Raw genomic sequence first — 25,958 nt, forward strand, 5'->3', positions numbered from 1 at the left:
GGGCGAGGTCAGGCGCGCAGCCGCAGCCCGCGGGGGGTGGCGATGAAGCCCGCGGCTTCCAGAAGGGTGCCGAGGGGGGACGTCAGGGCCGACGCTCCGTTGACGCGCTCCACGGTGACCGTGCCGAGCGAGCCGGCGCGGGCGCATGCCGCGAGGGCTTCGGCCGCCGCGTGCAGGCGTACGTCCTCGCCGACCGGGCTCTGCGGATCGGCGGGCCAGGCCAGCAGGGTCTTGCCGCCGCGCTCCATGTAGAGGGTCAGCTCGCCGTCGACCAGGACGACCAGGGACCCCGCCTTGCGGCCCGGCTTGTGTCCCGCCTCGGTCGGCGACTCCGGCCAGGGCAGGGCCGCGCCGTACGCGTTCGCGGGGTCGGCCGCGGCCAGGACGACCGCGGGGGAGGTGGCGCGGGAGCGCGAGCGGCCGTTGAAACCTCGGTCGGCGGGGCCCGGGGATCCCGTGGGGCCGTACCCGTACGGCGAGGCGTTGCGCCGGGACGGCGCCGGTGGGTGGCCGGAGGCGTCGGCGTACGGGGAACCGGCCGAGAACGCGGAGTCGGCGGAGAAGGTGTGGGCTCCGCCGTCCCCGGAACCGGGGTCGTCGAAGCCGGGTCCGGCGAGGCCAGGTGCGCCGAATGCGGGCTCGTGTCCGTCGACGCCCGGACTGCCGAAGCTCGTGCCGTCTCCGTCGCCGTCGGGATCGAGCCGGCCCGAGGCATCCCCGCGGCCGCCGGTGCCCGGCAGCCCCGAGAGGTCCGGGAACCCGGGGACGTCCGCCGGGCCGCGGGCGGATCCCCGGCCGCGCGGCAGGCCGTGGTCGTCCGGGAAACCGTGCGCTCCGGGAGAGTCGTCCGGGAAGCCGTGGCCGCCCGGGGACATGAGCGGGGACGAACCGTCGCCGCGGTCCCGTGCGTTCGCCGCGGCGCGCAGGCGGTCCACCGCGCCGTCCATGGCGAACTGGGCCGCGCCGAGGCCCTCGACCACATAGCCGCGGCGTGCCTGGCCGCTGTCCTCGAACGCGGAAAGGATGCGGTAGACCGCGGAGAATCCGCCTTCCACGCCCTCGGCGGCGACGGCGCCCCGAGTGACCACTCCGTGCCGGTCGAGCAGGGTGCGGGCCAGGGCGTGGGCGCGCACGGTGGCGTCGGGCTCGCGGTCGGGCAGGAGCGACCAGCGGCCCGCCACGGTGGGTGGGCCGGTCCGTGACGGGGGACGTGCGCCGCCGGTCAGCGCGCCGTAACGCCCGCGCGGGATCGAGCGCTTGGCGCGGTGGGCGGTCGAACCGGCGGTGCGGCCCGAGCCGAGGAGGGAGCGCATCGGGGCGAGGGTGTCGTTCGTGAGGCGTCCGGACCAGGCCAGGTCCCAGATGGTGTCCGCCAGTTGGGGATCGGTGGCGTCGGGGTGGGTGGTGGCGCGGACCTGGTCGGCGATCTGGCGGAAGAAGAGGCCGTAGCCGCCGGTGAGGGTGTCGAGGACCGACTGGTGCAGTGCCGTCAGCTCCAGGGGGTGCGCGGCCGGAAGCAGCAGGGGGGCGGCATCGGCCAGGTACAGCGAGACCCAGCCGTCCTTGCCCGGCAGTGAACCCGCTCCGGCCCAGACCACCTCGCCGGCGGCCGTGAGCTCGTCGAGCAGCGCCGGTGCGTACCCGGCGACGCGGGAGGGCAGCACCAGCTTCTCCAGCGCGGACGCCGGCACGGACGCGCCCTGCAACTGCTCGACGGCGCGCACCAGTCCGTCGATGCCCCGCAGACCGTGACCGCTGCCGACGTGCTGCCACTGCGGGAGGAACTGCGCTAGCGCGGCGGGCGGAACCGGCTCCAGCTCGTGGCGCAGCGCGGCGAGGGAGCGCCGTCGCAGCCGGCGCAGGACCGCGGCGTCGCACCACTCCTGGCCGATGCCCGCGGGATGGAACTCGCCCTGGACGACCCGTCCGCCGGCGGCCAGCCGGTGCAGGGCGCCGTCCGTGACCGCCGTACCGAGGCCGAAGCGGGCTGCGGCGGTCGTGGACGTGAACGGCCCGTGGGTGCGCGCGTACCGGGCGAGGAGGTCTCCGAGAGGGTCCTTCACCGGTTCCGTGAAGGCCTCCGGGACGCCGACGGGCAGTGCGGTCCCGAGCGCGTCCCGCAGTCGGCCCGCGTCCTCGATCGCCGCCCAGTGGTCGGCCCCCGCGATCCGGACCCTGATGGCGCGGCGGGCGGCGGCCAACTCCTGGGCCCAGTGCGGCTCGGCGCCCCGCTCGGCCAGCTCGGCGTCCGTGAGCGGCCCCAGCAGGCGCAGCAGATCGGCCACACCTTCGACGTCCTTGATGCGCCGGTCCTCGGTGAGCCACTGCAGCTCGCTCTCCAGCTCGGCGAGCACGTCGGCGTCGAGCAGCTCACGCAGCTCGGCCTGGCCGAGGAGTTCGGCCAGCAGGCGGGAGTCCAGCGACAGCGCGGCGGCCCGCCGCTCGGCGAGGGGCGAGTCTCCCTCGTACAAAAACTGGGCGACGTAGCCGAAGAGGAGCGAGCGGGCGAAGGGGGAGGGCTCGGTGGTGGTGACCTCCACCAGGCGGACCTTGCGGGACTCGATGTCCCCCATCAGCTCTGTGAGGCCCGGGACGTCGAAGACGTCCTGGAGACATTCGCGGACCGCTTCGAGGACGATCGGGAACGAGCCGAACTCGCTTGCCACCTGGAGCAGTTGGGCGGCTCGCTGGCGCTGCTGCCAGAGGGGGGTGCGCTTGCCGGGGCTGCGGCGCGGGAGCAGCAGGGCGCGGGCGGCGCACTCGCGGAAGCGGGCGGCGAACAGGGCCGAGCTGCCGACCTGGTCCGTGACGATCTGATTGACCTCGCCCTTGTCGAAGGCGACGTCCGCCGCGCCGACCGGTGCCTGGTCGGCGTCGTACTCGGTGCCCGCCTTCGTGGGGGCCCGGTCGAGCAGGTCCATGCCCATGAGGTCGGCGTCGGGCAGCCGCAGCACGATGCCGTCGTCCGCGTGCATGACCTGGGCGTCCATGCCGTACCGCTCGGACAGCTTCGCCCCGAGGGCGAGGGCCCAGGGGGCGTGGACCTGGGCGCCGAACGGGGAGTGCACGACGACCCGCCAGTCACCCAGCTCGTCGCGGAAGCGTTCGACGACGATGGTGCGGTCGTCCGGGACGTGACCGCACGCCTCGCGCTGTTCGGTGAGGTATGCCAGGACATTGTCGGCGGCCCAGGTGTCGAGGCCCGCCGCGAGGAGGCGGAGCCGGGCGTCGTCCTGCGGCAGGGAGCCGACCTCGCGGAGGAACGCGCCGACGGCGCGGCCCAGTTCGAGGGGTCGGCCCAGCTGGTCGCCCTTCCAGAAGGGCAGCCTGCCGGGAACGCCGGGGGCCGGGGAGACGAGCACACGGTCCCGGGTGATGTCCTCGATGCGCCAGGAACTGGTGCCGAGGGTGAACACGTCGCCCACGCGGGACTCGTAGACCATCTCCTCGTCGAGCTCGCCGACCCGGCCGCCGCCCTTCTTGGGGTCGGCACCCGCGAGGAAGACGCCGAAGAGGCCGCGGTCGGGGATCGTGCCCCCGGAGGTGACGGCGAGCCGCTGGGCGCCGGGTCGGCCGGTGACCGTGCCCGCGACGCGGTCCCAGACGACGCGGGGCCTCAGCTCCGCGAAGGCGTCCGAGGGGTAGCGGCCGGCGAGCATGTCGAGCACGGCCGTGAACGCCGACTCCGGGAGCGCGGCGAAGGGGGCCGCGCGGCGGACGGTGGTGAGCAGGTCGTCGACCTGCCAGGTGTCGAGCGCCGTCATGGCGACGAGCTGCTGGGCCAGGACGTCCAAGGGGTTGGCGGGGATCCGCAGGGACTCGATCGAGCCGGTGCGCATCCGCTCGGTGACCACGGCCGCCTGCACCAGGTCCCCGCGGTACTTCGGGAACACGACGCCCGTGGAGACCGCGCCGACCTGGTGGCCCGCGCGGCCCACCCGCTGGAGCCCCGACGCCACGGAGGGCGGGGACTCGACCTGGATGACGAGGTCGACCGCGCCCATGTCGATGCCCAGTTCGAGACTGGAGGTGGCGACGACGGCGGGGAGACGGCCGGCCTTCAGGTCCTCCTCGACCTGGGCCCGCTGTTCCTTCGACACCGAGCCGTGGTGCGCCCGCGCGATGACGGCAGGCGCCCCCTGAGCCGCCCCCGAGCCGCCCATCAGCTCGGCGGGAGAGTGCGCTTCGTCCAGGGGCTCGCCGGTCGCCCGCTCGTACGCGATCTCGTTGAGCCTGTTGCACAGGCGCTCCGCGAGGCGCCGCGAGTTGGCGAACACGATCGTCGAGCGGTGGGACTGGACGAGGTCGGTGATCCGCTCCTCGACGTGCGGCCAGATGGAGGGCTTCTCCGCGCCGTCCTTGCCGTCGGCGGCCGGGGAGCCGCCCAGCTCGCCCAGGTCCTCCACCGGGACGACGACCGAGAGGTCGAACTCCTTGCCGGAGGGCGGCTGGACGATCTCCACCTTGCGCTGCGGGGAGAGATAGCGCGCGACCTCGTCCACGGGACGCACGGTCGCGGAGAGGCCGATGCGGCGGGCCGGCTTGGGCAGCAGCTCGTCGAGACGCTCCAGCGTGAGCGCGAGGTGGGCGCCGCGCTTGGTGCCCGCGACCGCGTGCACCTCGTCCAGGATCACCGTCTCGATGCCGGTCAGCGCGTCCCGCGTGGCCGACGTGAGCATCAGGAACAGCGACTCGGGGGTGGTGATCAGGATGTCCGGCGGGCGGGTGGCCAGCGCCCTGCGCTCGGCGGGCGGGGTGTCGCCGGAGCGGATCCCCACCTTCACCTCGGGCTCCGGCAGCCCGAGCCGCACCGATTCCTGCCGGATACCGGTCAGCGGGCTGCGGAGGTTGCGCTCCACGTCGACCGCGAGTGCCTTGAGGGGTGACACGTACAGCACGCGGCAGCGCTTCCTGGGGTCCGCGGGCGGGGGCTTCGAGGCCAGCTGGTCGAGTGCGGCGAGGAACGCGGCCAGCGTCTTGCCGGAGCCGGTCGGGGCGACGACCAGCACGTCGGAGCCCGCGCCGATGGCCGTCCACGCCCCGGCCTGGGCCGCGGTGGGCGCGGAGAAGGCCCCCGTGAACCAGCCGCGGGTCGCGGGGGAGAAGCCGTCGAGGGCCCGATGCGTGGAGCTGACCATGCGTCCATCCTGCACCCGCTCACTGACAATCGCTCTGACCTGCGCGGATGCACTGGCGGAACCGGTCCGTCGGCCGGCGTCCGGCGGGATCGGGCGAGGGCCGCGGTGGACGCCCGCGGTGGCTGCGGCTGCGGGATGTGGCGGACGCTCGCGGTGGCCGCGGCCGGGGATGGGGTCGCGTCCACGGTGGCTCCGGCCGAGGTGGCGGAGAATGAGGGCGTGGCAGGTTCGGGGCAGGAGCGGGCACGGCACTGGCAGTACGCGGAGCTGCCCGGTGTCGATCTCCTGCGCGCCCGCTACGTCGAGAAGATCTTCGTGCGGCACACCCACGAGAACTTCGTGATCGCCGCCATCGACGAGGGCGTCGAGGTCTTCCACCACGGCGGCGTCGACCAGTACGCGGGTCCGGGCGCGCTGGCCCTCGTCAACCCCGACACCCCGCACACCGGACGCGCAGGCGTCCCCGAAGGCTGGCGCTACGGCGCCGTGTACCCCTCCCCGGACCTCGTCGCGGAGATCGCCGCCGAGACCACCACCCTGCGCGGTGCCCCCGGATTCACCCGGCCCGTCCTCGACGACCCCTACGCGGCCGGCCTGGTCCACCAGGTGCTCCGGGCCGCCGACGAGGGCAACGCGCTGGCCGCCGACACCCTGCTGCGGGTCGCCGTGACCCGGCTGCTGCGCCGGAACGGCGGGCCCCTGCCGCAGCGGGCCGTGCGGACCGCGGGCGGCCGTCTCGCCGCACGCGCGCGTGCCGTGCTGGAGGAACGGATGGCCGAGCCGCCGACACTGGAGCGGCTCGCCACCGACCTCGGCACCAGCTCGTTCGCCCTGCTGCGCGCGTTCCGGGACGCCTACGGGATGCCGCCCCACACCTGGCTGACCGACGCCCGGGTGCGCCGCGCACGCCACCTCCTGGACGCCGGTTCCGCGCCCGCCGAGGCGGCCGTCGCCGTCGGCTTCACGGACCAGCCCCACCTCAACCGCCACTTCACCCGGATCGTGGGCGTGCCCCCGGGTGCCTACCAGCGCGAGCGCAAGAACGTACAAGACGGCGCGGGGCACCTCCTCGTACCGTCCGACACGTGGCAGAACAGACAGCTCTCGCGGACCGAACCAGTGAAGACGGCGGAAAACCCGACGCCGCCGTCGTCCGCGACGCACTCGGAGTCGGGGTCGCCGTCGGACTGTCCGGTTTCGCCTTCGGGGTGACGTCGGCCGGCAGCGGGCTCAGCCTTCTGCAGACCTGCGCTCTGAGCCTGCTGGTGTTCACCGGCGCCTCGCAGTTCGCGCTGGTGGGTGCGCTCGCGGCCGGAGGCAACCCGCTCACCGCAGCCGCGGGCGCCTTCTTCCTGGGGGTGCGCAACGCCTTCTACGGGCTGCGCCTGTCGCAGCTTCTCGCTCTCCCGCGCGCGGTGCGCCCGTTCGCCGCCCAGTGGGTGATCGACGAGACCACGGCCGTCGCGCTCGCGCAGCCCACCCGCCGCAGCGTCCGGCTCGGCTTCACGGTCACCGGTCTGTCGCTGTACCTCCTGTGGAACCTGACCACCCTGCTCGGCGCGGCCGGGGCCGAGGCCATCGGGGACACCGACAAGTGGGGACTGGACGCCGCCGGCCCCGCCGTCTTCCTGGCGCTGCTCGCGCCGATGCTGAAGACCACCACGGAACGGGCGGTCGCGGGGATCGCGGTCCTGCTCGGGCTCGGCCTGCTGCCCGTACTGCCCGCCGGAGTCCCCGTGCTGGTGGCCGCGCTCGCCGCCCCCGCCGTGCTCTACGTGACGGGACGCAACCGGGCGCGGACCGACGACGGGCCACACGCCCGCACACCGCGGACCCCGTCCACGACCGGGCCCGAGGCGCCGGCCGACGGGCCCGGCACCGCACCGCACGACGCATCTGAGGAAGACCGTTGAACATCTGGATCGCCATCGTCGCCACCGCCGTCGGCTGCTACGTCGTCAAGCTCGTCGGTCTGCTGATCCCCGCCGGGGTGCTGGAGCGGCCCCTCGTGCAGCGGCTCGCCGCCCTGCTGCCGGTCGCGCTCCTTGCCGCCCTCACGGCCCAGCAGACCTTCGCGGACGGGCGGGTCCTCGTCGTGGACGCGAAGGCCGCGGGGCTCGCGGCGGCGGCCGTAGCACTGATCCTGCGTGCCCCGTTCCTGCTGGTGGTCGCCGCGGCGGTCGCGGTGACGGCCGGGGTCCGCGCGATCACGGGGTGACACACGGGCACGCGCGCGTGGACCGCGCCGCGCCCCCGGAGCCGAGCGCGACCCCGATCCCGTCACGGGACGGGAGGGACCGTGGCCGGTGAGGTGGTCGCGGACAGTGGTGTCTGCCGGACGTCCTCAGCCGACGGATCTGCCGTGCGCCCGCAAGGTGCGCAGTGCCTCGATCGTCACCAGGGGACGGCTCTCCAGGGCGATGCCGGGCGCCCACTGACGCCACCGGACCGGCCAGCCGCCGTCCTCCTGCTGCTCGGCCGCGAGGTGGTCGAGGGAGCGTGACATCTCCTCGTCGGTGAACCACGCGCGCGCGAGCGAGCCCGGAGTGCCCGCGTAGTCGTGGGGGAAGTGATGCTCACGCTCCGCGTATCCGGGGGCGACGGGGAAGGCCGCCAGGTTCCCGGGGTCGAGCGCGGCGAGCCGGCTCTCCCGGACGAGGCGGCCCAGCCGGTCGGCGCATGCCTCCGCGCGCGGGCGGTCGGCCGCCGAATCGAGGAAGGCGACCGCCGCCTCGATCTCGTACGGATGGGACCGCTCCAGGGACTCGACCGCCTGCCAGCAGAAGTCGGTGGCACGGAACAGCCAGGCGTGCCACACCTCGTTGCGGTGCAGCAGGCCCACCACCGGACCGGTGGAGAGGAGTTCGCTCGGCGGGTCGTCGACGATCGTGAGGAAGGGGGCGGCCGGGTAGCCGCGCTGGCTGGGACGGATCGCCGGGAGCGCGCCGTCCGCCGTCGACACGGAGGTCAGATAGCGGCACACACGCTCCACCCGCTGGCCGCCGCAGCGCCCGATCGAGTCGAGGACCCGCAGCGCGTGCCCGGTGTGCAGTGGCTGGCTGACCGGGCCGCGCAGATCGGGTTCGAGCGCGTGACCGTAGCCTTCGTCGTCGTTGCGGTACGCGGCCAGCGCGGTCTCCACCGCGTCGGCGCCTCCGTCGAGGAAGTGATAAGCGAAGCGGCGCTGTTCCAGCACGCGCGCGGTGAGCCAGATGAAGTGCTCGGCGCGTGCGAGCGGGGAACGCGCCGGGGGCGTCTGGGGGAGTAGGGATGCTCCTGTTTCGGCCATGCGTCAGACCGTAGGGCGGAAAGCGGTCTCGGCATGGGCTCCCGGCACTGGCCCACCCCCAGGGGCGGGATACTGGTGTCATGCGGTTGACGGTCTTCTGGCAGCGAATGGCTGATCACTTCGGGGCGGGGTACGCCGACACCTTCGCGCGCGATCACGTGATGACGGAACTCGGCGGGCGCACCGTCAACGAGGCGCTGGACGCCGGCTGGGAGGCCAGGGACGTCTGGCGCGCGGTGTGCGCGTCGATGGACGTTCCGTACGAAAAGCGCTGACAGGCACCCGAAAAGGGCCTGGTCCGGGCCGGGAAAGTGTCCGGCGGGCATCGAACAAGGGGGGACCGGGTCCGATTGTCGGTGGCGTGGGCGAAACTTGCCCCGTGGCCCCGACAGACGAGCACCCGCAGGTCGATCAGCAGGCATCCCCGTCCGGCACGACACCACCCGACCCGCCCGGCGCGGGCGTCGTCGCGCAGGGCGGTCGCATGCCGCTCTGGCTGCCGCGTGCCATGGTGCTCGCGCTGACGCTCATCGCGGCGTTCCAACTCGGCAGTTGGGCGTTCCACCAGCTCACGGGCCTGTTGATCAACATCCTGATCTCGTTCTTCCTCGCGCTCGCGATAGAACCCGCGGTCAGCTGGATGGCCTCGCGGGGCATGCGCAGGGGACTGGCCGCGTTCTTCGTCTTCCTCGGCTCGCTGATCCTGACCGCCGGATTCATCACGCTGCTCGGCTCGATGCTCGCGGGGCAGATCATCAAGATGGTCGAGGGCTTCCCGGACTACCTCGACTCCGTCATCAACTGGATCAACGCGCACTTCCACACCGACCTGAGACGGGTCGACATCCAGGACAGCCTGCTCCACTCCGCCTGGCTCCGGAAGTACGTGCAGAACAGCGCCACCGGCGTCCTGGACGTCTCCGGGCAGGTCCTGGGCGGGCTCTTCCAACTGCTGACCATCGCGCTGTTCTCGTTCTACTTCGCCGCCGACGGACCGCGACTGCGGCGTGCGCTCTGCTCGGTTCTGCCACCGGCCCGGCAGGCCGAGGTGCTGCGCGCCTGGGAGATCGCCGTCGACAAGACCGGCGGCTATCTGTACTCGCGCGGCCTGATGGCACTGATCTCAGGAGTGGCGCACTACATCCTGCTGCAGGCGCTCGGCGTGCCCTACGCGCCCGTGCTCGGCGTGTGGGTCGGCCTGGTCTCGCAGTTCATCCCGACCATCGGCACCTATCTCGCGGGCGCCCTGCCCATGCTGATCGCCTTCACCGTCGACCCCTGGTACGCGCTGTGGGTGCTCGTCTTCGTCGTGATCTACCAGCAGTTCGAGAACTACGTGCTGCAGCCCAAGCTGACCTCCAAGTCGGTGGACATCCACCCGGCGGTCGCCTTCGGATCCGTCATCGCGGGCACGGCGCTCCTCGGAGCCGTCGGCGCCCTGATCGCCATCCCCGCCGTGGCCACGCTCCAGGCGTTCCTCGGGGCCTACGTGAAGCGCTACGAGGTCACGGACGACCCCCGCGTCCACGGGCACCGCACGCGCAGCTCGGAGGGGCTCGCCGCGCGCGTGCGGCGGCTGCTCGACCGGTGACCCTCACCAGGTGAGCACCGCGTCGACGCCTGCGGCGAGGACGGCCACGGCGTAGCAGCCGACCGCCCCGTACAGGACGCGCTCCCTGACCCGCTCGCTCCAGCCGGTGCGGGAGAGCAGCCATGCCAGCGCGGGCAGCACGAGAACGGCGTGCAGACTCACGCCGTGCAGCGGCTTGAGCGGTGCCGTCGAGCGGTAGGCGGCCTCCTGGTGGCCGGTACGGGCGAGAACGACCCCGCGGGCGATCATCGCGGCGCCGGAGGCCAGCGCGACCAGCAGGATCGCGAACCCGGAACGCAGGGCGAGCGGCATGCCGGGAGGCCCCGCCGGCCGGTTCCGGAACGACGCGACCGCGAACAGGGCCAGTACCGCGACCAGCACGCCGCCGCCCACGGCGAGCACCATGGACACCATCGTGTCGAAGCCGGTCTCCATGTCCAGATGCGAGGGCACCCGCCGCCACGCCTGAAGCGTGATCCCGCCGACCTCCACGACACAGTCCGCGGCGAACACGACGAGCAGCACCGTGCGCAGCCGGGCCCCGACACGCAGATACGACGTCACCCAGGTGACCGCGATCAGCGTCAGCCCGAAGGAGAGCCCGAAGGTGACGGGCTTGCGCCAGGAGACCGGACTGTCCCAGGGGCCGCCGTCGACGGCGAAGACCAGCAGATGCGCGCATCCCGACAGGACGAGCACGGCGCCCGTGGCATGGCAGAACCGCTCGGCCGCACGGAGCGAGGGCTTCTGCGGAGTCAGGGCGCGGACCCTCGTCGTTTCCATGGCGCACAGCCTGCCGGGCGGCCCCGGACGACGTCGTCGTACGGCCGGAGACACCGGTGCTGCGCCCGGGGGAGTAGCCCGGAACGGGTGCGCGCCGGGCCCGTGACGAGCGCGGATCCCAGGAGTTGTCGGACGGTGAACGTAGTCTCGGAAGTGCCGCGTGGTGCGCTTGACACGAAAATCGAACATCCATTCTTATGGAAGTTCCGGCGGAGCCCTCACCGAGGATTTCGGCAGGGTTTCCATGGAGATGTGCCCGAGTTATCCACAGGCCGGACGGGCGTCGGGGCGCATTGTCAGTGGCAGGCGTTAGCGTCTTTGACGTGAAGCGATCGACTCAAGCAAACCGGGTGGAACCCATGGCAGGAACCGACCGCGAGAAGGCGCTCGACGCCGCGCTCGCGCAGATTGAACGGCAGTTCGGCAAGGGTGCAGTGATGCGCCTGGGCGAGCGGCCGAATGAGCCCATCGAGGTCATCCCCACCGGGTCGACCGCGCTCGACGTCGCCCTCGGCGTCGGCGGGCTCCCGCGCGGCCGCGTGGTCGAGGTCTACGGCCCGGAGTCCTCCGGTAAGACGACCCTGACCCTGCACGCCGTCGCGAACGCGCAGAGGGCCGGCGGCCAGGTGGCGTTCGTGGACGCCGAGCACGCCCTCGACCCCGAGTACGCGAAGAAGCTCGGCGTCGACATCGACAACCTCATCCTGTCGCAGCCGGACAACGGCGAGCAGGCCCTGGAGATCGTGGACATGCTGGTCCGCTCCGGTGCGCTCGACCTCATCGTCATCGACTCCGTCGCCGCCCTGGTGCCGCGCGCGGAGATCGAGGGCGAGATGGGCGACTCGCACGTGGGTCTGCAGGCCCGTCTGATGAGCCAGGCCCTGCGGAAGATCACCAGCGCGCTCAACCAGTCGAAGACCACCGCGATCTTCATCAACCAGCTGCGCGAGAAGATCGGCGTGATGTTCGGCTCCCCGGAGACCACGACCGGTGGCCGGGCGCTGAAGTTCTACGCCTCGGTGCGACTCGACATCCGCCGCATCGAGACGCTGAAGGACGGCACCGACGCGGTCGGCAACCGCACGCGCGTCAAGGTCGTCAAGAACAAGGTCGCGCCGCCGTTCAAGCAGGCCGAGTTCGACATCCTGTACGGGCAGGGCATCAGCCGCGAGGGCGGTCTGATCGACATGGGCGTGGAGCACGGCTTCGTCCGCAAGGCCGGTGCCTGGTACACGTACGAGGGCGACCAGCTGGGCCAGGGCAAGGAGAACGCGCGCAACTTCCTGAAGGACAACCCCGACCTCGCCGACGAGATCGAGAAGAAGATCCTGGAGAAGCTGGGCGTCGGTGTGAAGAAGACCGAGGAGCCCGCGGTCGTGCCGGGAGCGGACACTGCGGTCCCTGCCGCCCCGGACGACGCCGCGAAGACGGTGCCCGCTCCGGCTGCCAAGGCCACCAAGGCCCGGGCCGCGGCGGCCAAGAGCTAGTCCATGACACGGCGAACCGACTGGGCCGAGTACGCCTCCCCTGCCGCCCCCAAGGGGCCGGGGCAGGGGTACGGCGGACGTGACGGCGGCCCGGACGGAGACGGTGACGGAGCGTACGGCGGTGCCGGGGGGTACGGCGGCCGTTCGTACGGCCCCGCCGGCGACGGGTTCGACGGCGGGGAAGGCTTCTCCGGAGACGGTCCTGACGACGGTGATCCGGACGCCGGCGGAGCCTCGGGCTTCGGCCCGGGCCGGAGTGACGGCCCTTCGGGCGAAGGGTCCCGGCGTGGCGGTGGCGCCGCCCGCGGTGCGGGCGGACGAGGGCGTCGGAGGCGCGGCGGTTTCGGCGATCCGTCCGACGACCCGCGGGACGGAGGCGACCCCTTCTCGTCGAGGGCCGAGAAGGCCGAGAAGAGGGAGCAGCCGAAGGACCCGGCCGAGCAGGCGCGCGCGATCTGCCTGCGTCTGCTCACCGGGACCCCGCGTACGCGCAAGCAACTCGCGGACGCACTGCGCAAGCGCGAGATCCCGGACGAGGTGGCGGACGAGGTCCTGTCACGGTTCGAGGAGGTCGGGCTGATCAACGACGGCGCCTTCGCGGAAGCCTGGGTCGAATCCCGGCACCACGGCCGGGGACTGGCCAGACGAGCCCTCGCCCAGGAGCTGCGGACCAAGGGCGTCGAACCGACGCTGATCGACGAGGCCGTCGGGCAGCTCGACTCCGACCAGGAAGAGGCGACCGCGTGCGACCTGGTCGCCCGCAAGCTGCGCTCCACGCGCGGCCTGGACCGCGACAAGCGACTGCGGCGCCTCGCGGGCATGCTCGCCCGCAAGGGCTACTCCCAGGGCATGGCCCTGCGGGTGGTCCGGCAGGCGTTGGAGGAAGAGGGCGAGGACACGGAAGGGCTCGCGGACGAGGGGTTCTGAGCCCGCGGGCCCGATCCCTCGACGGAGCAGCAGCACACGGTGTCCCGGAGTCCGGGCGCCGTCGTCCGGTCACGGGCTTCGGACACGGTGGACGCGCGGGGGCGCCGATCGCGTTCGGGGCCCGGACGGATGTGTGAGTGTGGACGTGTCCACGAGGGCGGCGCAGGAGTGACCGCGGCGCGGCTTACCTGCCGCGACGCCAACTGGTCCCGGACGGGGTGGGGTTAACCCCCGGCGGAAGACGCCTGGTCACCGCAGTGCACAGACACCTGTGCACGGACGACTGTGTACGCATGGCACAGCAACCCGGCACGCAGGAGGCAGCACCCGCACCGGCGCCGCATGGCTCCACGGAACTCTCCGACCTCGCCACGCTCAAGGCCCTCGCGCAGCCCCGGCGGCAGCGCATCCTCCAGCACCTCACCCTGCACGGCCCGGCGACCTCGGCGGGTCTGGCCCGCGAGCTCGGGCTGAACACCGGAGCCACCAGCTACCACCTGCGTGAACTCGCCCGGTACGGCTTCGTCGAGGAGCAGCCGGAAGCGGACGGTCACGGCCGGGAGCGCTGGTGGCGGGCGGTACCCGGGGACCGGCGGTTCCCGCCCCGCAGCCGGCAGAGCGCCGAGATGCGGCTCGTCATGGACGAGCTGAACCACCACGCCTACGCCGCCGACCTCGAACTCTTCGAGAAGGCCCAGGCCCGGATGCAGACGCGGACCGGCGCGGACGAGGACCCATGGGCCGACGCCTTCCCCTACTCGCGCGGCAGCATCCGACTCACACTTCCCGAACTGCACGCGTTCTTCGAGGAGTACATCGCGCTCCTCAACCGCTACAAGCGCCCCGACACCGACACTCCCGACGGCGCGCGCACCGTCCTCACCCGGTTCCTCGCCCATCCGGCCCCCGACAACGACAACCACACCGGAGCCGGAGCCGAGAGTGAGCCGACGCCCCACGGCAGCACGGCAGTCGACGACACCGAGGCATCCCACAACAGAAGAGAGAGCGACCCGACATGATGCTGCGCTACGCGCTGAAGACCGTCCGCGCCCGCAAGGGCGGCTTCCTCGGTGCCTTCGTCGCCCTGCTGTGCGCGGCGGCCCTCATCACCGCCTGCGGCACTCTCCTGGAGACCGGCCTGCGCGGCACGATCCGCACCGAGCGCTACGCCGCGGCGCCGATCGTGGTCTCCGCCGACCAGAACGTCCACCGGACGACCGTCAAGCACAAGAAGGGAAAGACCAAGGTCAAGCACAAGGCGAAGCCGATCGCCGAACGGGCCTGGCTCGCGGACGACCTCGCCACCCGGCTGCGCGGTCTGCCCGGAGTGCGCCGCGTCGTCCCCGAACTGACCTTTCCCGCCCAGCCGCTGACCGCCGCCTCCGCCGTGGAGAAGGACCGTCCCGCCTACGGGCACGCCTGGGACTCGGCCGTGCTCACTCCGTACCGGCTCACCGCCGGCAGGGCACCCGAGTCGGGCACCGACCTCGTCGTCGACCGGCACTTCGCCGAGCGCGCCCACCTGAAGCCCGGCGACCGCCTCACCGTCCAGTCGACACGGTCACCCCGCACCTACCGCGTCACCGGAATCGCCGCACCCGCCTCCGACGTCAGCCACCAGACCTCCCTCTTCTTCTCCACGGCCGAGGCCACGCGGCTGGCCGCCCACCCCGGCCAGGTGGGCGCCATCGGTGTCCTGCCCGAGAACGGCACCGATGTCCAGACGGTCGAGCGGGCCGTGACCGAGGCGCTGAACGGCACCACCGCACAGGTCGCTTCGGGTGACGAACGAGGCCCGGTCGAGTTCCTGGACGCCGCGGCCGCCCGCATCCGGCTGGTCAGCATGGGCGGCGCGATGGGCGGAACCTCCTTGCTGGTGGCCGTGCTGGTGGTCGTGGGCACCTTCGCCCTGTCGGTCCAGCAGCGTCATCGCGAACTCGCCCTGCTGCGGGCCATCGCCGCCACCCAGGGGCAGATCCGCACCCTGCTCGGACGCGAGGCCCTGATCGTCGGAGCGGCCGCCGGTGTCGGCGGAGCCATCGTGGGCCTGCCGCTGGGGAGTTGGCTGTACGACCGCTTCGTCGCCCTGGGTGCCGTCCCCTCCACGCTTCAGCACACCGTCAGTGTCTTCCCCCTGTTCGCCGCCGTCGGCGCGACGCTGGTCGGTGCCTGGGCCGCCGCCCGTATCTCGTCCCGCCGTGTCGTCCGCATCCGCCCGGCCGAGGCACTCGCCGAAGCACGGGTCGAGCGCACCCGCCCGGCATGGGGCCGGATGCTCGCCGGTCTCGTGCTCCTCGCGGGCGGAGCCGCGCTCGTCGCCGTGCTCAGCAGGCTGCGCACCGAGCCCGCGTCGACGCCCGTGACGTTCCTGGCCGTCGTGGTCCTCGCCACCGCCGTCTCCCTCCTCGGACCGCTGCTGGTCCGGGCCGCCACCGCCGGGCTCGCCGGCCCGCTGCGGCTGAGCGGCCCCGCGGGACGCCTCGCCCGTGCCAACCTCCGCGGCAACGCGGCCCGCATGGCCTCCGTCGTCACTCCGCTGACCCTCCTCGTCGGGATGACCTGCACCGTGCTCTTCGTCCAGCCCACGCTCGGGAACGTGGCCCGGGCCCAGGCGCGCGAGGGGGTCCGCGCCGACTACGTGCTCGCCGCTCAGGGCCCCGGTGTTCCGTCGGCGGCGGCCCGGGCCCTGCGCACGCGGCACGACGTCGTCACCGAAGTGGTCCGCACGACGGTCCGGGTGGGCCTCGACAAGTACGCGGCACAGGGCGTCACACCGGCCGGCCTGTCCCGCACCTGGGATCCCGACGTCACGGCGGGCACCCTGGACGACCTCGACAGCGGCACGGTCGCCGTCAGCGAACTCGCCGCGGACCAGCTCCATCTGAAGCCCGGAGACACGCTGCGTCTCACCCTCGGTGACGGAACGCCCGTCCGGCTCACGGTCGCCGCCGTCTACACCCGAGGCCTCGGCTTCGGGGACCTGACCTTCGCCCACGACCTGGTCGCCCGCCATGTCGACAACCCACTCGCCGCCTCCGTCCTGGTCCGCACAGCCCGCACACAGACACAACTCGCGACCAGGCTCCGTGAGTTCCCGGCCGTGCGGGTGCTCGCCCCGGCCGAGGCGGACTCGCTCCGGATCGAGCGGGAGCAGGCGAACGCCGAGGTGAACCTTCTCGCCATGGGGCTGGTGCTGGCCTTCACCGCCATCGCCGTCGTCAACACCCTCGCCATGTCGGTGTCCGAACGGGTCCGCGAGTTCGCGATGCTCCGCCTCGCCGGTGCGACCCGCCGTCAGGTGCTGCGCATGCTGCGGACCGAGGCGCTGTCGGTCCTGCTGCTCGCCACGGCCCTCGGCAGCGGGATCGCGCTCGCCGTCCTCACCGCCTTCAGCGTCGGCATGACGGGCAGCGCGGCCCCCGCGGTCACCCCGCTCGTGTACCTGACGGTCGTCGCGGTCGCCGGGCTGCTCGCCCTGGTCGCCACCGCGCTGCCCGGGCGCGTCGCCCTGAGGACGCGGCCCGTCCAGGTGGCCACGGCCAAGGAGTGAGTCCCGCCGGGTGGCGCGGGGGATACGGCGCCGGAAGGTGCGCGCCACTCCCGAAAGGGTGGCTCGGAAGGATGGTTGTAAGAGGTGGTGCACAAGGGCGGGCGCCCCTTACCCGAGGGGTGCCCGCCTTCGTATGCGCCGCGAGGCGTCAGGGTTCCGCGTGCGCCGGGGGCGGCGGCCCTACTCCTCCCCGTCGGCGGTCGTGACCGGGAGACCGGCCGCTCGCCACGCCTGGAAGCCACCGACCAGGTCGGTCGCCCGGTGCAGCCCCAGCTGACGCAGGGACACCGCGGCGAGACTCGACGCGTATCCCTCGTTGCAGAACACCACGACCTTCAGGTCATGGCTCGTGGCCTCAGGGGCACGATGGCTGCCGGTGGGGTCGAGCCGCCACTCCAGTTCGTTGCGCTCGACGACGAGAGCCCCGGGGACCAGGCCGTCGCGGTCACGCAGGGCGGCGTACCGGGTGTCGACCAGGAGGGCCTCGCCGGCCTGCGCGGCCGCGTACGCCTCCTCGGGTTCCACACGGTCGAGGCCCGCGCGGACCTGCTCCAGCAGCTCGTCGATGCCGACGGGATCGGGGGTGCTCACTGCCAGTCCTCCGGGCGTTCGACGTGCTCCAGACGCAGCAACTGGCCGGTGCGGCTGTAGCGGCGGATCTGCGGGAGCGGCGGGTAGTAGGCGTGGACCGAGATCGCGTGCTCCTCGGTGGACTCGTTGAGGACCTCGTGCACGTGGTGGCGGCCGAAGGCGCGGCCGGTGCCGGCGGACAGCGTGCGGTGCCGGTCGATGTCCTCGGTGAGTTCGAGGGTCTTCCAGCCGTCGGCGGGCAGCCGCGCGGCGAGCGAGTGTTCCTTGAGCTCGCCGGACGCCGTGAGGAAGGCACCGACCGACTCGGCGTGGTCGTGCCAGCCGGTACCGGTGCCGGGCGGCCAGCCGATGAGCCAGGCCTCGCTGCCGCCGGGGCCTTCGAGCCGCACCCAGGTGCGGCCTTCGGGGTCGAGGGGGAGCGAGGCGATCAGCTCGGCGTCGGCGGCCGTACGGCGGACGAAGGCGAGGAGATCGGCCTGGGTGGGGGTTCCGGAGGCGGCGGGGACAGCGGGAGACGCGGAGACAGAGGGTGAGACAGACACTCGGACCGTCCTGAGAGTTCGCGAGAGGGGCGCGCGAAGGCACGAAGCGGCGCGCGGGAGAAAGGATGCGAAGTCAGAAGGACGGGCGACACACGCAGCCCGCATAGCGGAGGAGGTCCATATGGACCCTCCGCCACAGGCGCACACAGGTGTCGGTCACGATCCGGAGTAGACCATGGCCGTGCAGGCGGGTCAACTCACTGTCACTATGTGGACCCCTGAGGGCCCACGGCGACGAATCCCCCAGCTCAGGTGGTCACGGAGTGTTCAACTCCGGCCGGCGGCCGCCTCCGCGGCGGGCTCCGCCGCCGGTCCGCCGAGGGCGGCCTCGGCCGCCTCGTACAGGTCGGCCGGCCGGACACCGCTGAGCGCGGTGACCAGATGGCCGTCGGGACGGACGAGGAGCACGGTGTGCGCCGCCGCACCCGGATAGCTCTCCGCGACGAGGAGTTCGGCGGGGTGCGGCAGCGCGGTCACGGCGGCGGCGAGCCGGGGCATGATGCCGGCCGTCATCCAGTGCTTGCGTTCCCACACCCCGGTGCCCGGCGCGATCAGCACGACGAGCAGGACGCCGCGCCCGAGCCGCTCGCGCAGCGGTACGAACGAGCCGTCCTCCGCCGTCACCCGCACGTCGGTGACCGGGGCGCCCGGCTCGGTGTCGACCGGGGCCTGCGACTCGGTGGGCGGGGGCGCGAGCGGGGAGTCGGCGTACGTCCCCGGCATGCCCAGCGGGCCGCGTCCGAGGTGGCCGTCCGTGAGGAGCGCGTCGTGGCCGCGCGCGGAACCGGGGACGTAGGCCCGAAGCCCTCCGCCGCCCCGCAGGACGGGCAGTGCCTGGTCGGCGGCGCGCAGCCGGGCGGCGACCACGGCCCTCCGCTCCGTCTGGTAGCTGTCGAGAAGGGCCTCGTGCGGGCCGTGGTGCCAGGCGAGCGCCAGCTTCCAGGCGAGGTTGTCGGCGTCCCGCAGGCCTTCGTCCAGTCCTTGGGTACCGAGGGCGCCGAGCAGGTGGGCGGCGTCCCCGGCGAGGAAGACCCGCCCGACGCGCCACCGCCGGGCGAGCCGGTGGTGCACGGTGTGGACGCCGGTGTCGAGCAGCTCGTACGCGGGGGTGGAGCCGCCGCTCCAGCCGCCGAGGGTCTCCCTGATACGGGCGACCAGCAGGTCGGGCGTGACCAGGTCCTTGCCCGGGGGCAGCAGCCAGTCCAGCCGCCACACGTCCTCGGCGAGCGGGCGCGCGGTCACCTCACCCACGGAGGGCCCGGACGTCCGCCACGGCGGCAGACGGTGCAGCAACGCTTCTCCGGGCCAGGGGAGTTCGGCCCGCAGCGCCGCCACCGCGTGCCGCTCGACCGCGGTGCGGCCGGGGAAGCGGATGTCCTGGAGCTTGCGCACCGTCGAGCGCGGTCCGTCGCATCCGACGAGGTAACTGCCGCGCCACCACGTTCCGTTGGGCCCACGGGTGTGTGCCGTGACGCCCGACGTCTCCTGTTCGACGGAGTCGAGACGGCTGTCGGTGGCGACCTTGATGAGCCGCTCGTGGACGATCGCCTCGCGCAGCGCGCCGGTCAGTTCGTGCTGGGCGATGTGCAGCGGAGCGCTGAACTCCTCCGCCTCCACCGTGCTTTCCGCGGCCCTGGAGGCACCCGCGCCCCGTGCGGTGACGGCCCCCCGAGGGCCGTCACCGCGGGACGCCCCGGTGTCCCGGGAACCCGTGGCACCGCCCCGTTCCCCGCTCCCGCTCACCCGGCCGCCGAAGGCGACCTCGCGCATCACCTGCTTGCGTCGCATCGACCGCCATCCGGCCCAACGGAAGCCGATGCCGTCGAGCGGGACCCTCGCGAGCCTGCCGACCAGGGCGGCCGTGTCCTCGCGCAGCACCACACTCCGCGCGAGTCGTTGTTCGTCCTTGCCCGGCCCCTCGTCCAGGACCACGGACGGGACCTCCTGGCGGGCCAGCGCAAGGGCCAGCGTGAGCCCGACGGGCCCTGCTCCGACGATGATCACCGGGTCCACGACGCGGTGCCCCCTGCCCGGAGCGGTGTCCTGAGAGACGTACGGGAACAGGCAGGTGGAGCGGGGTGCACGATCACAGAACGTATGCAACCCATTGCCGGTGCTTGCGTCAAGTGACGAGGGCAGTGGCGATCATGCCACTGCCCCCGCCGGTCAAGCAGATCGACTGTTCATCAGATACCGCCTGCGATGCCGCCGCCACCACCCGTGCCCGCGGTCCCGTCGATCGCGGCGTCGTTCAGCGGGAGCACCGCGCCGGTCGACTTCTTGCCGCGCCGCAGCCGGGCCTCCAGCCAGGAGGCGAAGCTGGTGATCGCGAAGTTCACGATGATGAAGATGACGGCGACCACGATGAAGCTCTGGACGACGTTCGCGTAGTTGGCCGCCAGCGTGCTGCGCGCGGTGAGCAGCTCCTGGTAGCCGATCATCACACCGCCCAGCGCGGTGTCCTTCACGATGACCACGAGCTGGCTGACGATCGCGGGCAGCATGACGGTGACCGCCTGCGGCAGCAGGATGCTGCCCATCGTCTGGCCCTTGCGCAGTCCGATCGCGTACGCGGCCTCCGTCTGCCCCTTGGGGAGGGCGAGGATGCCGGCCCGCACGACCTCGGCGAGGACCGAGGCGTTGTAGAGGACCAGGCCGGTGACGACCGCGTAGAACGGGCGGTCCTCACTGGCGATGCCCGCGGAGCGCGCGTACAGCTCGTTCGCGAACAGCATGAGCAGCAGGACCGGGATCGACCGGAAGAACTCGACCACGGCGCCGGCCGGAACGCGCACCCAGCGGTGGTCCGAGAGGCGGGCGATGCCGAAGACGGCGCCCAGCGGGAGGGCGATCACCATGCTGAGAGCGGCGGCCTTGAGCGTGCCGAGGAGACCCGGCCACAGATAGGTGTTCCAGGCGTCCGCCGTGGTGAACGGCTCCCAGAGGGCCCACTTGAGCTGGTTCTTGTCGTCCATCGCCGTCCAGACCCACCACAGGAACAGGGCGAGCAGAACGACGAAGACCACCGAGAGGACCACATTGCGGCGCTTGGCCCGGGGGCCGGGGGCGTCGTAGAGAACGGAGGTCATCGCTTTACCGCCAGTCGCTTGCCCAGCCAGCCGAGGATGAGGCCGGTGGGGAGGGTCAGGACCACGAACCCGAAGGCGAAGACGGCGGCGATGAGGACCGTCTGCGCCTCGGCCTCGATCATCGTCTTCATCAGGGTGGCGGCCTCGGCCACGCCGATGGCGGCGGCCACGGTCGTGTTCTTGGTCAGCGCGATCAGCACGTTCGCCAGCGGCACGATGACGGAACGGAACGCCTGCGGCAGCACGATGAGCCGCAGCGTCTGGCTGAAGCTCAGCCCGATCGCACGGGCCGCCTCCGCCTGTCCGACGGGCACGGTGTTGATGCCGGAGCGCAGGGCCTCGCAGACGAAGGCCGCCGTGTAGGCGACGAGGCTGAGGACCGCGAGCCGGAAGCCCTGGAGCTTGAAGTCGTCCGGTGCGCCCAACGTCACGCCGAAGATGTCGGCGAGTCCGAGTGAGCTGAAGACGATGATGACGGTCAGCGGGATGTTCCGGACGATGTTCACGTAGGCGGTGCCGAACCCGCGCATGAGGGGGACCGGGCTGACCCGCATCGCGGCCAGCAGGGTGCCCAGGACCAGGGAGCCGAGGGCGGAGTAGACGGTGAGTTTCACCGTCGTCCAGAACGCCCCGAGGACGTCATAACCTTGAAGAAAGTCGAACACGATCTCCCGCGCTTCCGGGTGGTGGCGTACGTGGCGGACGCGGTGCGCCGCCGCCGTGATCGCGGCGGGCGGCGGCGCACCGGCGGAACCCCGCGTGAACCGCGGATTCCTGCGTCACCTGAAGGTCCCTGCGTTACCTGGTGACTTCGGAGGGCCGGGCTACTTGACGATCACGCCGATCTTCGGGGCCGGCTCGTTCTTGTACTCGGCCGGGCCGAAGTTCTTCTTGACCGCCGCGTCCCAGGCGCCGTCGCCGACCATCTTGGTGAGAGCGGCGTTGATCTTCTTCTCCAGGGCGGAGTCGCCCTTCTTGATGCCGATGCCGTAGTTCTCGTTGCTCAGCTTGAGGCCGGCGAGCTTGAACTCACCCTTGTACTTGTCCTGCGCCGCGAAGCCCGCGAGGATCGAGTCGTCCGTGGTCACCGCGTCGACGGCGCCGCTCTGCAGGCCGGCGATGCACTCCGAGTAGCCGCTGTACTGACGCAGGTTGGCCTTCGGGGCGATCGTCTTCTGGACGTTCTGCGCCGACGTCGAGCCGGTCACCGAACAGAGCTTCTTGCCGTTGAGGTCGTCGCCCTTGGCGATCTTCGAGTCCGCCTTGACGAGCAGGTCCTGGTGGGCCAGCAGGTAGGGGCCCGCGAAGTCGACCTTGGCCTTGCGCTCGTCGGTGATCGAGTAGGTGGCCGCGATGAACTTCACGTCGCCGCGGGCGAGCGCGTTCTCACGGTCGGCGCTCTTCGTCTCGACGAAGTCGATCTGGCTCGGCTTGTAACCGAGCTCCTTGGCGACGTAGGTCGCGACGTCCACGTCGAAGCCGGCGAAGGAGCCGTCCGGCTGCTTCAGGCCGAGACCGGGCTGGTCGTACTTGATGCCGACCTTGATCTTGCCGCCGCCCGAGGAACCGCTGTCGTCCTTGTTGTCCGAACCGCACGCGGTGGCGGTGGCGGTGAGGGCGAGCACGGCGGCCGAGGCGGCGACGACCTTGGAGAGCTTCATGGAGAACATCCTTTGCGTGGAGAAAGAAGTACGGGCCGTCGAAGGGCGGTTCGCGCGCTCGGAGCCCCGCGCGCGAGGAGGGACGTCAGGGACGCCGGGAGTGGTCAGTGGTGCAGGATCTTCGACAGGAAGTCCTTGGCACGGTCGCTGCGCGGGTTGCTGAAGAACTGGTCGGGCACCGCCTCTTCGACGATGCGGCCGTCGGCCATGAACACGACCCGGTTGGCGGCCGAACGGGCGAAACCCATCTCGTGGGTGACGACGATCATGGTCATGCCGTCGCGGGCGAGCTGCTGCATGACCTCCAGGACCTCGTTGATCATCTCGGGGTCCAGGGCCGAGGTCGGCTCGTCGAAGAGCATGACCTTCGGGTCCATCGCCAGTGCCCGCGCGATCGCGACGCGCTGCTGCTGGCCGCCCGACAGCTGCGCCGGGTACTTGTCGGCCTGGGTGCCGACGCCGACCCGGTCGAGGAGCGCCCGGGCCTTCTCCTCCGCCGCCTTCTTGTCGGTCTTGCGGACCTTGGTCTGGCCCAGCATCACGTTCTCGAGCACGGTCTTGTGCGCGAAGAGGTTGAAGGACTGGAAGACCATGCCCACGTCGGCCCGGAGCCGCGCGAGCCCCTTGCCCTCCTGGGGCAGCGGCTTGCCGTCGATCGAGATGTCACCCGAATCGATGGTCTCCAGGCGGTTGATCGTGCGGCAGAGTGTGGACTTCCCGGACCCGGACGGTCCGATGACCACGACGACCTCACCCCGTGTGATCGTCAGGTCGATGTCCTGGAGTACGTGCAACGCGCCGAAGTGCTTGTTGACGCTCTTCAGGACGACCAGTTCGTCGGTCCCGGCCAGGTCGTCCTTGGCCACCGATACTTCGGTCATCGCTTTGGGGCTCCGTCCTCCTCGGTTTCGGAGGACAGTAGTGACCCCGCACGACCAGCGTCATTACATCTGAGGGGAACTTGAGCATCACGATCCGGTAGCAATCGGACACGTGTCGTAATGGCCGGCGCGAAGGCGCGTACCGGCTGGGTAACGGAAGCCGCAGGCAACCCGAAGGCCCTTGACGCCGTCCTTGTCCATCGGCGTGACTTCCTTGTTGGCGCACGCGTGCGTGCACCGTTCCACAGGGCACGCGCCGCGACCGTACGCCATTGCACGCGCCGAGACCGTACGACCGATGAACCGGAGGGGGCCGGAATGAGACTGCTGCTCGTCGAGGACGACAACCACGTCGCCGCGGCCCTGTCCGCCGTGCTCGCACGGCACGGCTTCGACGTCACCCACGCCCGCAGCGGCGAGGAGGCCCTGCAGGCCCTCGTCCCGGAGAGCGACGGCTTCGGGGTCGTCCTCCTCGACCTCGGACTGCCCGACCAGGACGGTTACGAGGTCTGCGGCAAGATCCGGAAGCGGACCGCCACCCCGGTGATCATGGTCACCGCGCGCGCGGACGTGCGCTCCCGCATCCACGGCCTCAACCTCGGCGCCGACGACTACGTGGTGAAGCCGTACGACACCGGGGAACTGCTGGCCCGCATCCACGCCGTCGCGCGGCGCACCGCCCACGACGACGCCGCGACCCCCGGTGAGGCCGCACTGCTCCTCGGTCCCGTCCGCATCGAGCTCCCCAACCGGCAGGTCACCGTCGGCGGCACCACCGTCCAGCTGACCCGCAAGGAGTTCGACCTGCTCGCGCTCCTCGCGCAGCGCCCCGGTGTGGTGTTCCGCCGCGAGCAGATCATCAGCGAGGTGTGGCGCACCAGCTGGGAGGGGACCGGACGCACCCTGGAGGTGCACGTCGCCTCGCTGCGTTCCAAGCTGCGCATGCCGGCGCTGATCGAGACCGTGCGCGGCGTCGGGTACCGGCTCGTCGCCCCGGCCGGGTAGCGGCCGCGGTGCGCACGCGTCTCCTCCCGCTGCTCATCGTCCTGATGGCGGCCGTCCTGCTCGCCCTCGGCGTTCCGCTCGCCGTCAGCGTCGCGGCGGCCCGCCAGCAGCGCGTCGTCGTCGACCGCATCGACGACACCGCGCGTTTCTCCGCCCTCGCCCAGTACGTCACCGAACCGCCGAGCGGCACCCAGGGCGGCTTCCCCGACGAACGCGCCGAGACGCTGCGCACCGAGCTGGCCCGCTACTACGAGGTGTACGGCATCCGCGCCGGCGTCTTCTACCGCAACCTGAGGCCCATGGCCAACGCCCCGGACGACTGGGGTCTGCCCCGGACGGGGGTGGCCCGCGACGCCTTCAACGAGGCGCTGGTCAGCCGCCGCAGCCACGACCCCGAGCAGGTCTGGCCCTGGCAGCGCCACCGGCTCGTCGTCGCCTCCCCGGTCATCAAGGACGGCGACGTCATCGCCGTCGTCGTCACCGACTCGCCCACCGGGCAGATGCGGTCCGCGACCCTGCACGGCTGGCTGATCATCGGGGCGGGCGAGATCGCCGCGATGCTCCTCGCGGTCGGCGCCGCGCTACGGCTGACCGGCTGGGTGCTGCGCCCGGTACGCGTCCTCGACGCCACCACGCACGACATCGCGACCGGGCGCCTCAAGTCCCGGGTCGCGGCGGCCGGCGGACCACCGGAACTCCAGCGCCTGGCCCGGTCGTTCAACGAGATGGCCGACAACGTCGAGGATGTGCTGGAGCAGCAGCGCGCCTTCGTCGCCGACGCCTCGCACCAGTTGCGCAACCCGCTCTCCGCACTGCTGCTGCGCATCGAGCTGCTCGCCCTCGAACTGCCCGAGGGCAACGAGGAGATCGCCTCCGTCCGCACCGAGGGCAAGCGTCTGGCCCAGGTCCTGGACGATCTGCTCGACCTGGCCCTGGCCGAGCACGCCGAGGCCGACGTGCGCCTCACGGACGTCGGCGCGCTGACCGCCGAGCGGGTCGCCTCCTGGCAGCCGGTCGCCGAAAGCCGGGGGGTACGGCTGGTGGGGGCCTGCCCGGCCGTCACCGCCTGGGCCGACCCGGTCACGCTGTCGAGCGCCCTGGACGCGGTGATCGACAACGCGGTGAAGTTCACGCCCGAGGACGGATGCGTCGAGGTGACGGTCGAGTCCAACGGCCGGACGTCGACCGTCGTGGTGACCGACTGCGGTCCCGGCCTCTCGGACGAGGACCTGACGCGCATCGGCGACCGCTTCTGGCGCAGCGCCGTCCATCAGAACGTCAAGGGCTCGGGCCTCGGCCTGTCCATCTCGCGGGCCCTGCTGGAGGCGGGCGGCGGCTCCATCGCGTACGACCACCAAGAGCCGCACGGCCTGCGCGTGACGGTGACGGTGCCGAGGTCGGAGCCCGGGCGCGTCACCTGA

20 protein-coding genes and 1 pseudogene are annotated in these 25,958 nt (G+C 72.1%); 11 read left to right on the forward strand and 10 right to left on the reverse strand.

What is annotated here, in order from left to right; all coding sequences use genetic code 11:
* Positions 1-8: 8 nt before the first annotated feature.
* The gene (locus B0675_RS17565) at positions 9-5,138 is read right to left on the reverse strand and encodes an ATP-dependent helicase (RefSeq protein ID WP_081219757.1); all 5,130 of its coding nucleotides are present in this window, start codon (positions 5,136-5,138) and stop codon (positions 9-11) included.
* A gap of 135 nt (positions 5,139-5,273) precedes the next feature.
* Between B0675_RS17565 and B0675_RS17570 the strand changes: the two are divergent.
* The 3 genes and pseudogenes from B0675_RS17570 to B0675_RS17580 all read left to right on the forward strand — a co-directional run.
* A pseudogene (locus B0675_RS17570) lies at positions 5,274-6,110 on the forward strand (AraC family transcriptional regulator); the annotation flags it as partial.
* Between the two features lie 113 nt (positions 6,111-6,223).
* The gene (locus tag B0675_RS17575) at positions 6,224-7,051 is read left to right on the forward strand and encodes an AzlC family ABC transporter permease (RefSeq protein WP_081221847.1); all 828 of its coding nucleotides are present in this window, start codon (positions 6,224-6,226) and stop codon (positions 7,049-7,051) included.
* The gene (locus B0675_RS17580; RefSeq protein WP_081219758.1) at positions 7,048-7,356 is read left to right on the forward strand and encodes an AzlD domain-containing protein; all 309 of its coding nucleotides are present in this window, start codon (positions 7,048-7,050) and stop codon (positions 7,354-7,356) included. The genes B0675_RS17575 and B0675_RS17580 overlap by 4 nt, the downstream gene beginning before the upstream one ends.
* Positions 7,357-7,482: 126 nt before the next feature.
* On the opposite strand, the gene B0675_RS17585 is transcribed toward B0675_RS17580, so the two are convergent.
* On the reverse strand, positions 7,483-8,427 hold the full coding sequence (locus B0675_RS17585) for a hypothetical protein (RefSeq protein ID WP_081219759.1): 945 nt from the start codon (positions 8,425-8,427) through the stop codon (positions 7,483-7,485).
* Positions 8,428-8,507: 80 nt separating this feature from the next.
* Between B0675_RS17585 and B0675_RS17590 the strand changes: the two genes are divergently transcribed.
* Both B0675_RS17590 and B0675_RS17595 read left to right on the forward strand, forming a co-directional pair.
* Positions 8,508-8,702 (forward strand): DUF3046 domain-containing protein, encoded by a 195-nt coding sequence (locus B0675_RS17590; protein ID WP_081219760.1) that lies wholly within the window; start codon positions 8,508-8,510, stop codon positions 8,700-8,702.
* Positions 8,703-8,806: 104 nt separating this feature from the next.
* Positions 8,807-10,018, forward strand: coding sequence for an AI-2E family transporter (locus B0675_RS17595; protein WP_081219761.1), 1,212 nt, complete (start codon positions 8,807-8,809; stop codon positions 10,016-10,018).
* A gap of 3 nt (positions 10,019-10,021) precedes the next feature.
* Here the strand turns inward: B0675_RS17595 and B0675_RS17600 are convergent, their stop codons facing one another.
* Positions 10,022-10,801, reverse strand: coding sequence for a hypothetical protein (locus B0675_RS17600; protein WP_081219762.1), 780 nt, complete (start codon positions 10,799-10,801; stop codon positions 10,022-10,024).
* A gap of 359 nt (positions 10,802-11,160) precedes the next feature.
* On the opposite strand from B0675_RS17600, the gene recA reads away from it, so the two are divergent.
* The 4 genes from recA (at position 11,161) to B0675_RS17620 (ending at position 16,768) form a co-directional block, all read left to right on the forward strand.
* Complete coding sequence (gene recA, locus B0675_RS17605) at positions 11,161-12,288, forward strand: recombinase RecA (RefSeq protein WP_081219763.1); 1,128 nt, start codon at positions 11,161-11,163, stop codon at positions 12,286-12,288.
* A 3-nt stretch (positions 12,289-12,291) separates the two neighbouring features.
* Positions 12,292-13,215 carry a recombination regulator RecX gene (gene recX / locus B0675_RS17610; protein ID WP_081219764.1) on the forward strand — a complete coding sequence of 308 codons (924 nt, stop codon included), beginning with the start codon at positions 12,292-12,294 and terminating at the stop codon, positions 13,213-13,215.
* A gap of 293 nt (positions 13,216-13,508) precedes the next feature.
* Positions 13,509-14,237 carry a winged helix-turn-helix domain-containing protein gene (locus tag B0675_RS17615; RefSeq protein WP_081219765.1) on the forward strand — a complete coding sequence of 243 codons (729 nt, stop codon included), beginning with the start codon at positions 13,509-13,511 and terminating at the stop codon, positions 14,235-14,237.
* A complete protein-coding gene (locus B0675_RS17620) occupies positions 14,234-16,768 on the forward strand; it encodes an FtsX-like permease family protein (protein ID WP_081219766.1) in 2,535 nt (844 codons plus the stop codon). The genes B0675_RS17615 and B0675_RS17620 overlap by 4 nt, the downstream gene beginning before the upstream one ends.
* Before the next feature lie 180 nt (positions 16,769-16,948).
* Here B0675_RS17620 and B0675_RS17625 read toward each other — a convergent pair whose 3' ends face one another.
* The 7 genes from B0675_RS17625 to B0675_RS17655 all read right to left on the reverse strand — a co-directional run bounded on the left by B0675_RS17625 (position 16,949) and on the right by B0675_RS17655 (position 23,532).
* Positions 16,949-17,365 (reverse strand): rhodanese-like domain-containing protein, encoded by a 417-nt coding sequence (locus B0675_RS17625; protein WP_081221848.1) that lies wholly within the window; start codon positions 17,363-17,365, stop codon positions 16,949-16,951.
* Positions 17,356-17,901, reverse strand: coding sequence for a cysteine dioxygenase (locus tag B0675_RS17630; RefSeq protein WP_081219767.1), 546 nt, complete (start codon positions 17,899-17,901; stop codon positions 17,356-17,358). Before B0675_RS17630 ends, B0675_RS17625 begins: the two co-directional genes overlap by 10 nt.
* Positions 17,902-18,168: 267 nt before the next feature.
* Entirely contained in the window at positions 18,169-19,914 is a 1,746-nt protein-coding gene (locus tag B0675_RS17635; protein ID WP_081219768.1) for an FAD-dependent monooxygenase, read from the reverse strand.
* A 173-nt stretch (positions 19,915-20,087) separates the two neighbouring features.
* Positions 20,088-20,990 carry an amino acid ABC transporter permease gene (locus B0675_RS17640; RefSeq protein ID WP_081219769.1) on the reverse strand — a complete coding sequence of 301 codons (903 nt, stop codon included), beginning with the start codon at positions 20,988-20,990 and terminating at the stop codon, positions 20,088-20,090.
* Positions 20,987-21,655, reverse strand: coding sequence for an amino acid ABC transporter permease (locus B0675_RS17645; protein ID WP_081219770.1), 669 nt, complete (start codon positions 21,653-21,655; stop codon positions 20,987-20,989). The genes B0675_RS17640 and B0675_RS17645 overlap by 4 nt, the downstream gene beginning before the upstream one ends.
* 159 nt (positions 21,656-21,814) lie before the next feature.
* Positions 21,815-22,651, reverse strand: coding sequence for a glutamate ABC transporter substrate-binding protein (locus B0675_RS17650; protein ID WP_081219771.1), 837 nt, complete (start codon positions 22,649-22,651; stop codon positions 21,815-21,817).
* A 104-nt stretch (positions 22,652-22,755) separates the two neighbouring features.
* On the reverse strand, positions 22,756-23,532 hold the full coding sequence (locus tag B0675_RS17655) for an amino acid ABC transporter ATP-binding protein (protein ID WP_081219772.1): 777 nt from the start codon (positions 23,530-23,532) through the stop codon (positions 22,756-22,758).
* Between the two features lie 318 nt (positions 23,533-23,850).
* Between B0675_RS17655 and B0675_RS17660 the strand changes: the two genes are divergently transcribed.
* On the forward strand, positions 23,851-24,537 hold the full coding sequence (locus B0675_RS17660; RefSeq protein WP_081219773.1) for a response regulator transcription factor: 687 nt from the start codon (positions 23,851-23,853) through the stop codon (positions 24,535-24,537).
* A gap of 8 nt (positions 24,538-24,545) precedes the next feature.
* A complete protein-coding gene (locus tag B0675_RS17665; RefSeq protein ID WP_081219774.1) occupies positions 24,546-25,958 on the forward strand; it encodes a HAMP domain-containing sensor histidine kinase in 1,413 nt (470 codons plus the stop codon).

The sequence above is a fragment of the Streptomyces sp. M41(2017) genome, from assembly GCF_002078175.1.
Lineage (GTDB): Bacteria > Actinomycetota > Actinomycetes > Streptomycetales > Streptomycetaceae > Streptomyces.

Coding starts and splice junctions, on each gene's coding strand:
- B0675_RS17565 (WP_081219757.1), bottom strand. CDS start 5,138: ATGGTCAGCTCCACGCATCGGGCCCTCGACGGCTTCTCCCCCGCGACC.
- B0675_RS17585 (WP_081219759.1), bottom strand. CDS start 8,427: ATGGCCGAAACAGGAGCATCCCTACTCCCCCAGACGCCCCCGGCGCGT.
- B0675_RS17590 (WP_081219760.1), top strand. CDS start 8,508: ATGCGGTTGACGGTCTTCTGGCAGCGAATGGCTGATCACTTCGGGGCG.
- B0675_RS17600 (WP_081219762.1), bottom strand. CDS start 10,801: ATGGAAACGACGAGGGTCCGCGCCCTGACTCCGCAGAAGCCCTCGCTC.
- recA (WP_081219763.1), top strand. CDS start 11,161: ATGGCAGGAACCGACCGCGAGAAGGCGCTCGACGCCGCGCTCGCGCAG.
- recX (WP_081219764.1), top strand. CDS start 12,292: ATGACACGGCGAACCGACTGGGCCGAGTACGCCTCCCCTGCCGCCCCC.
- B0675_RS17615 (WP_081219765.1), top strand. CDS start 13,509: ATGGCACAGCAACCCGGCACGCAGGAGGCAGCACCCGCACCGGCGCCG.
- B0675_RS17620 (WP_081219766.1), top strand. CDS start 14,234: ATGATGCTGCGCTACGCGCTGAAGACCGTCCGCGCCCGCAAGGGCGGC.
- B0675_RS17640 (WP_081219769.1), bottom strand. CDS start 20,990: ATGACCTCCGTTCTCTACGACGCCCCCGGCCCCCGGGCCAAGCGCCGC.
- B0675_RS17650 (WP_081219771.1), bottom strand. CDS start 22,651: ATGAAGCTCTCCAAGGTCGTCGCCGCCTCGGCCGCCGTGCTCGCCCTC.
- B0675_RS17655 (WP_081219772.1), bottom strand. CDS start 23,532: ATGACCGAAGTATCGGTGGCCAAGGACGACCTGGCCGGGACCGACGAA.
- B0675_RS17660 (WP_081219773.1), top strand. CDS start 23,851: ATGAGACTGCTGCTCGTCGAGGACGACAACCACGTCGCCGCGGCCCTG.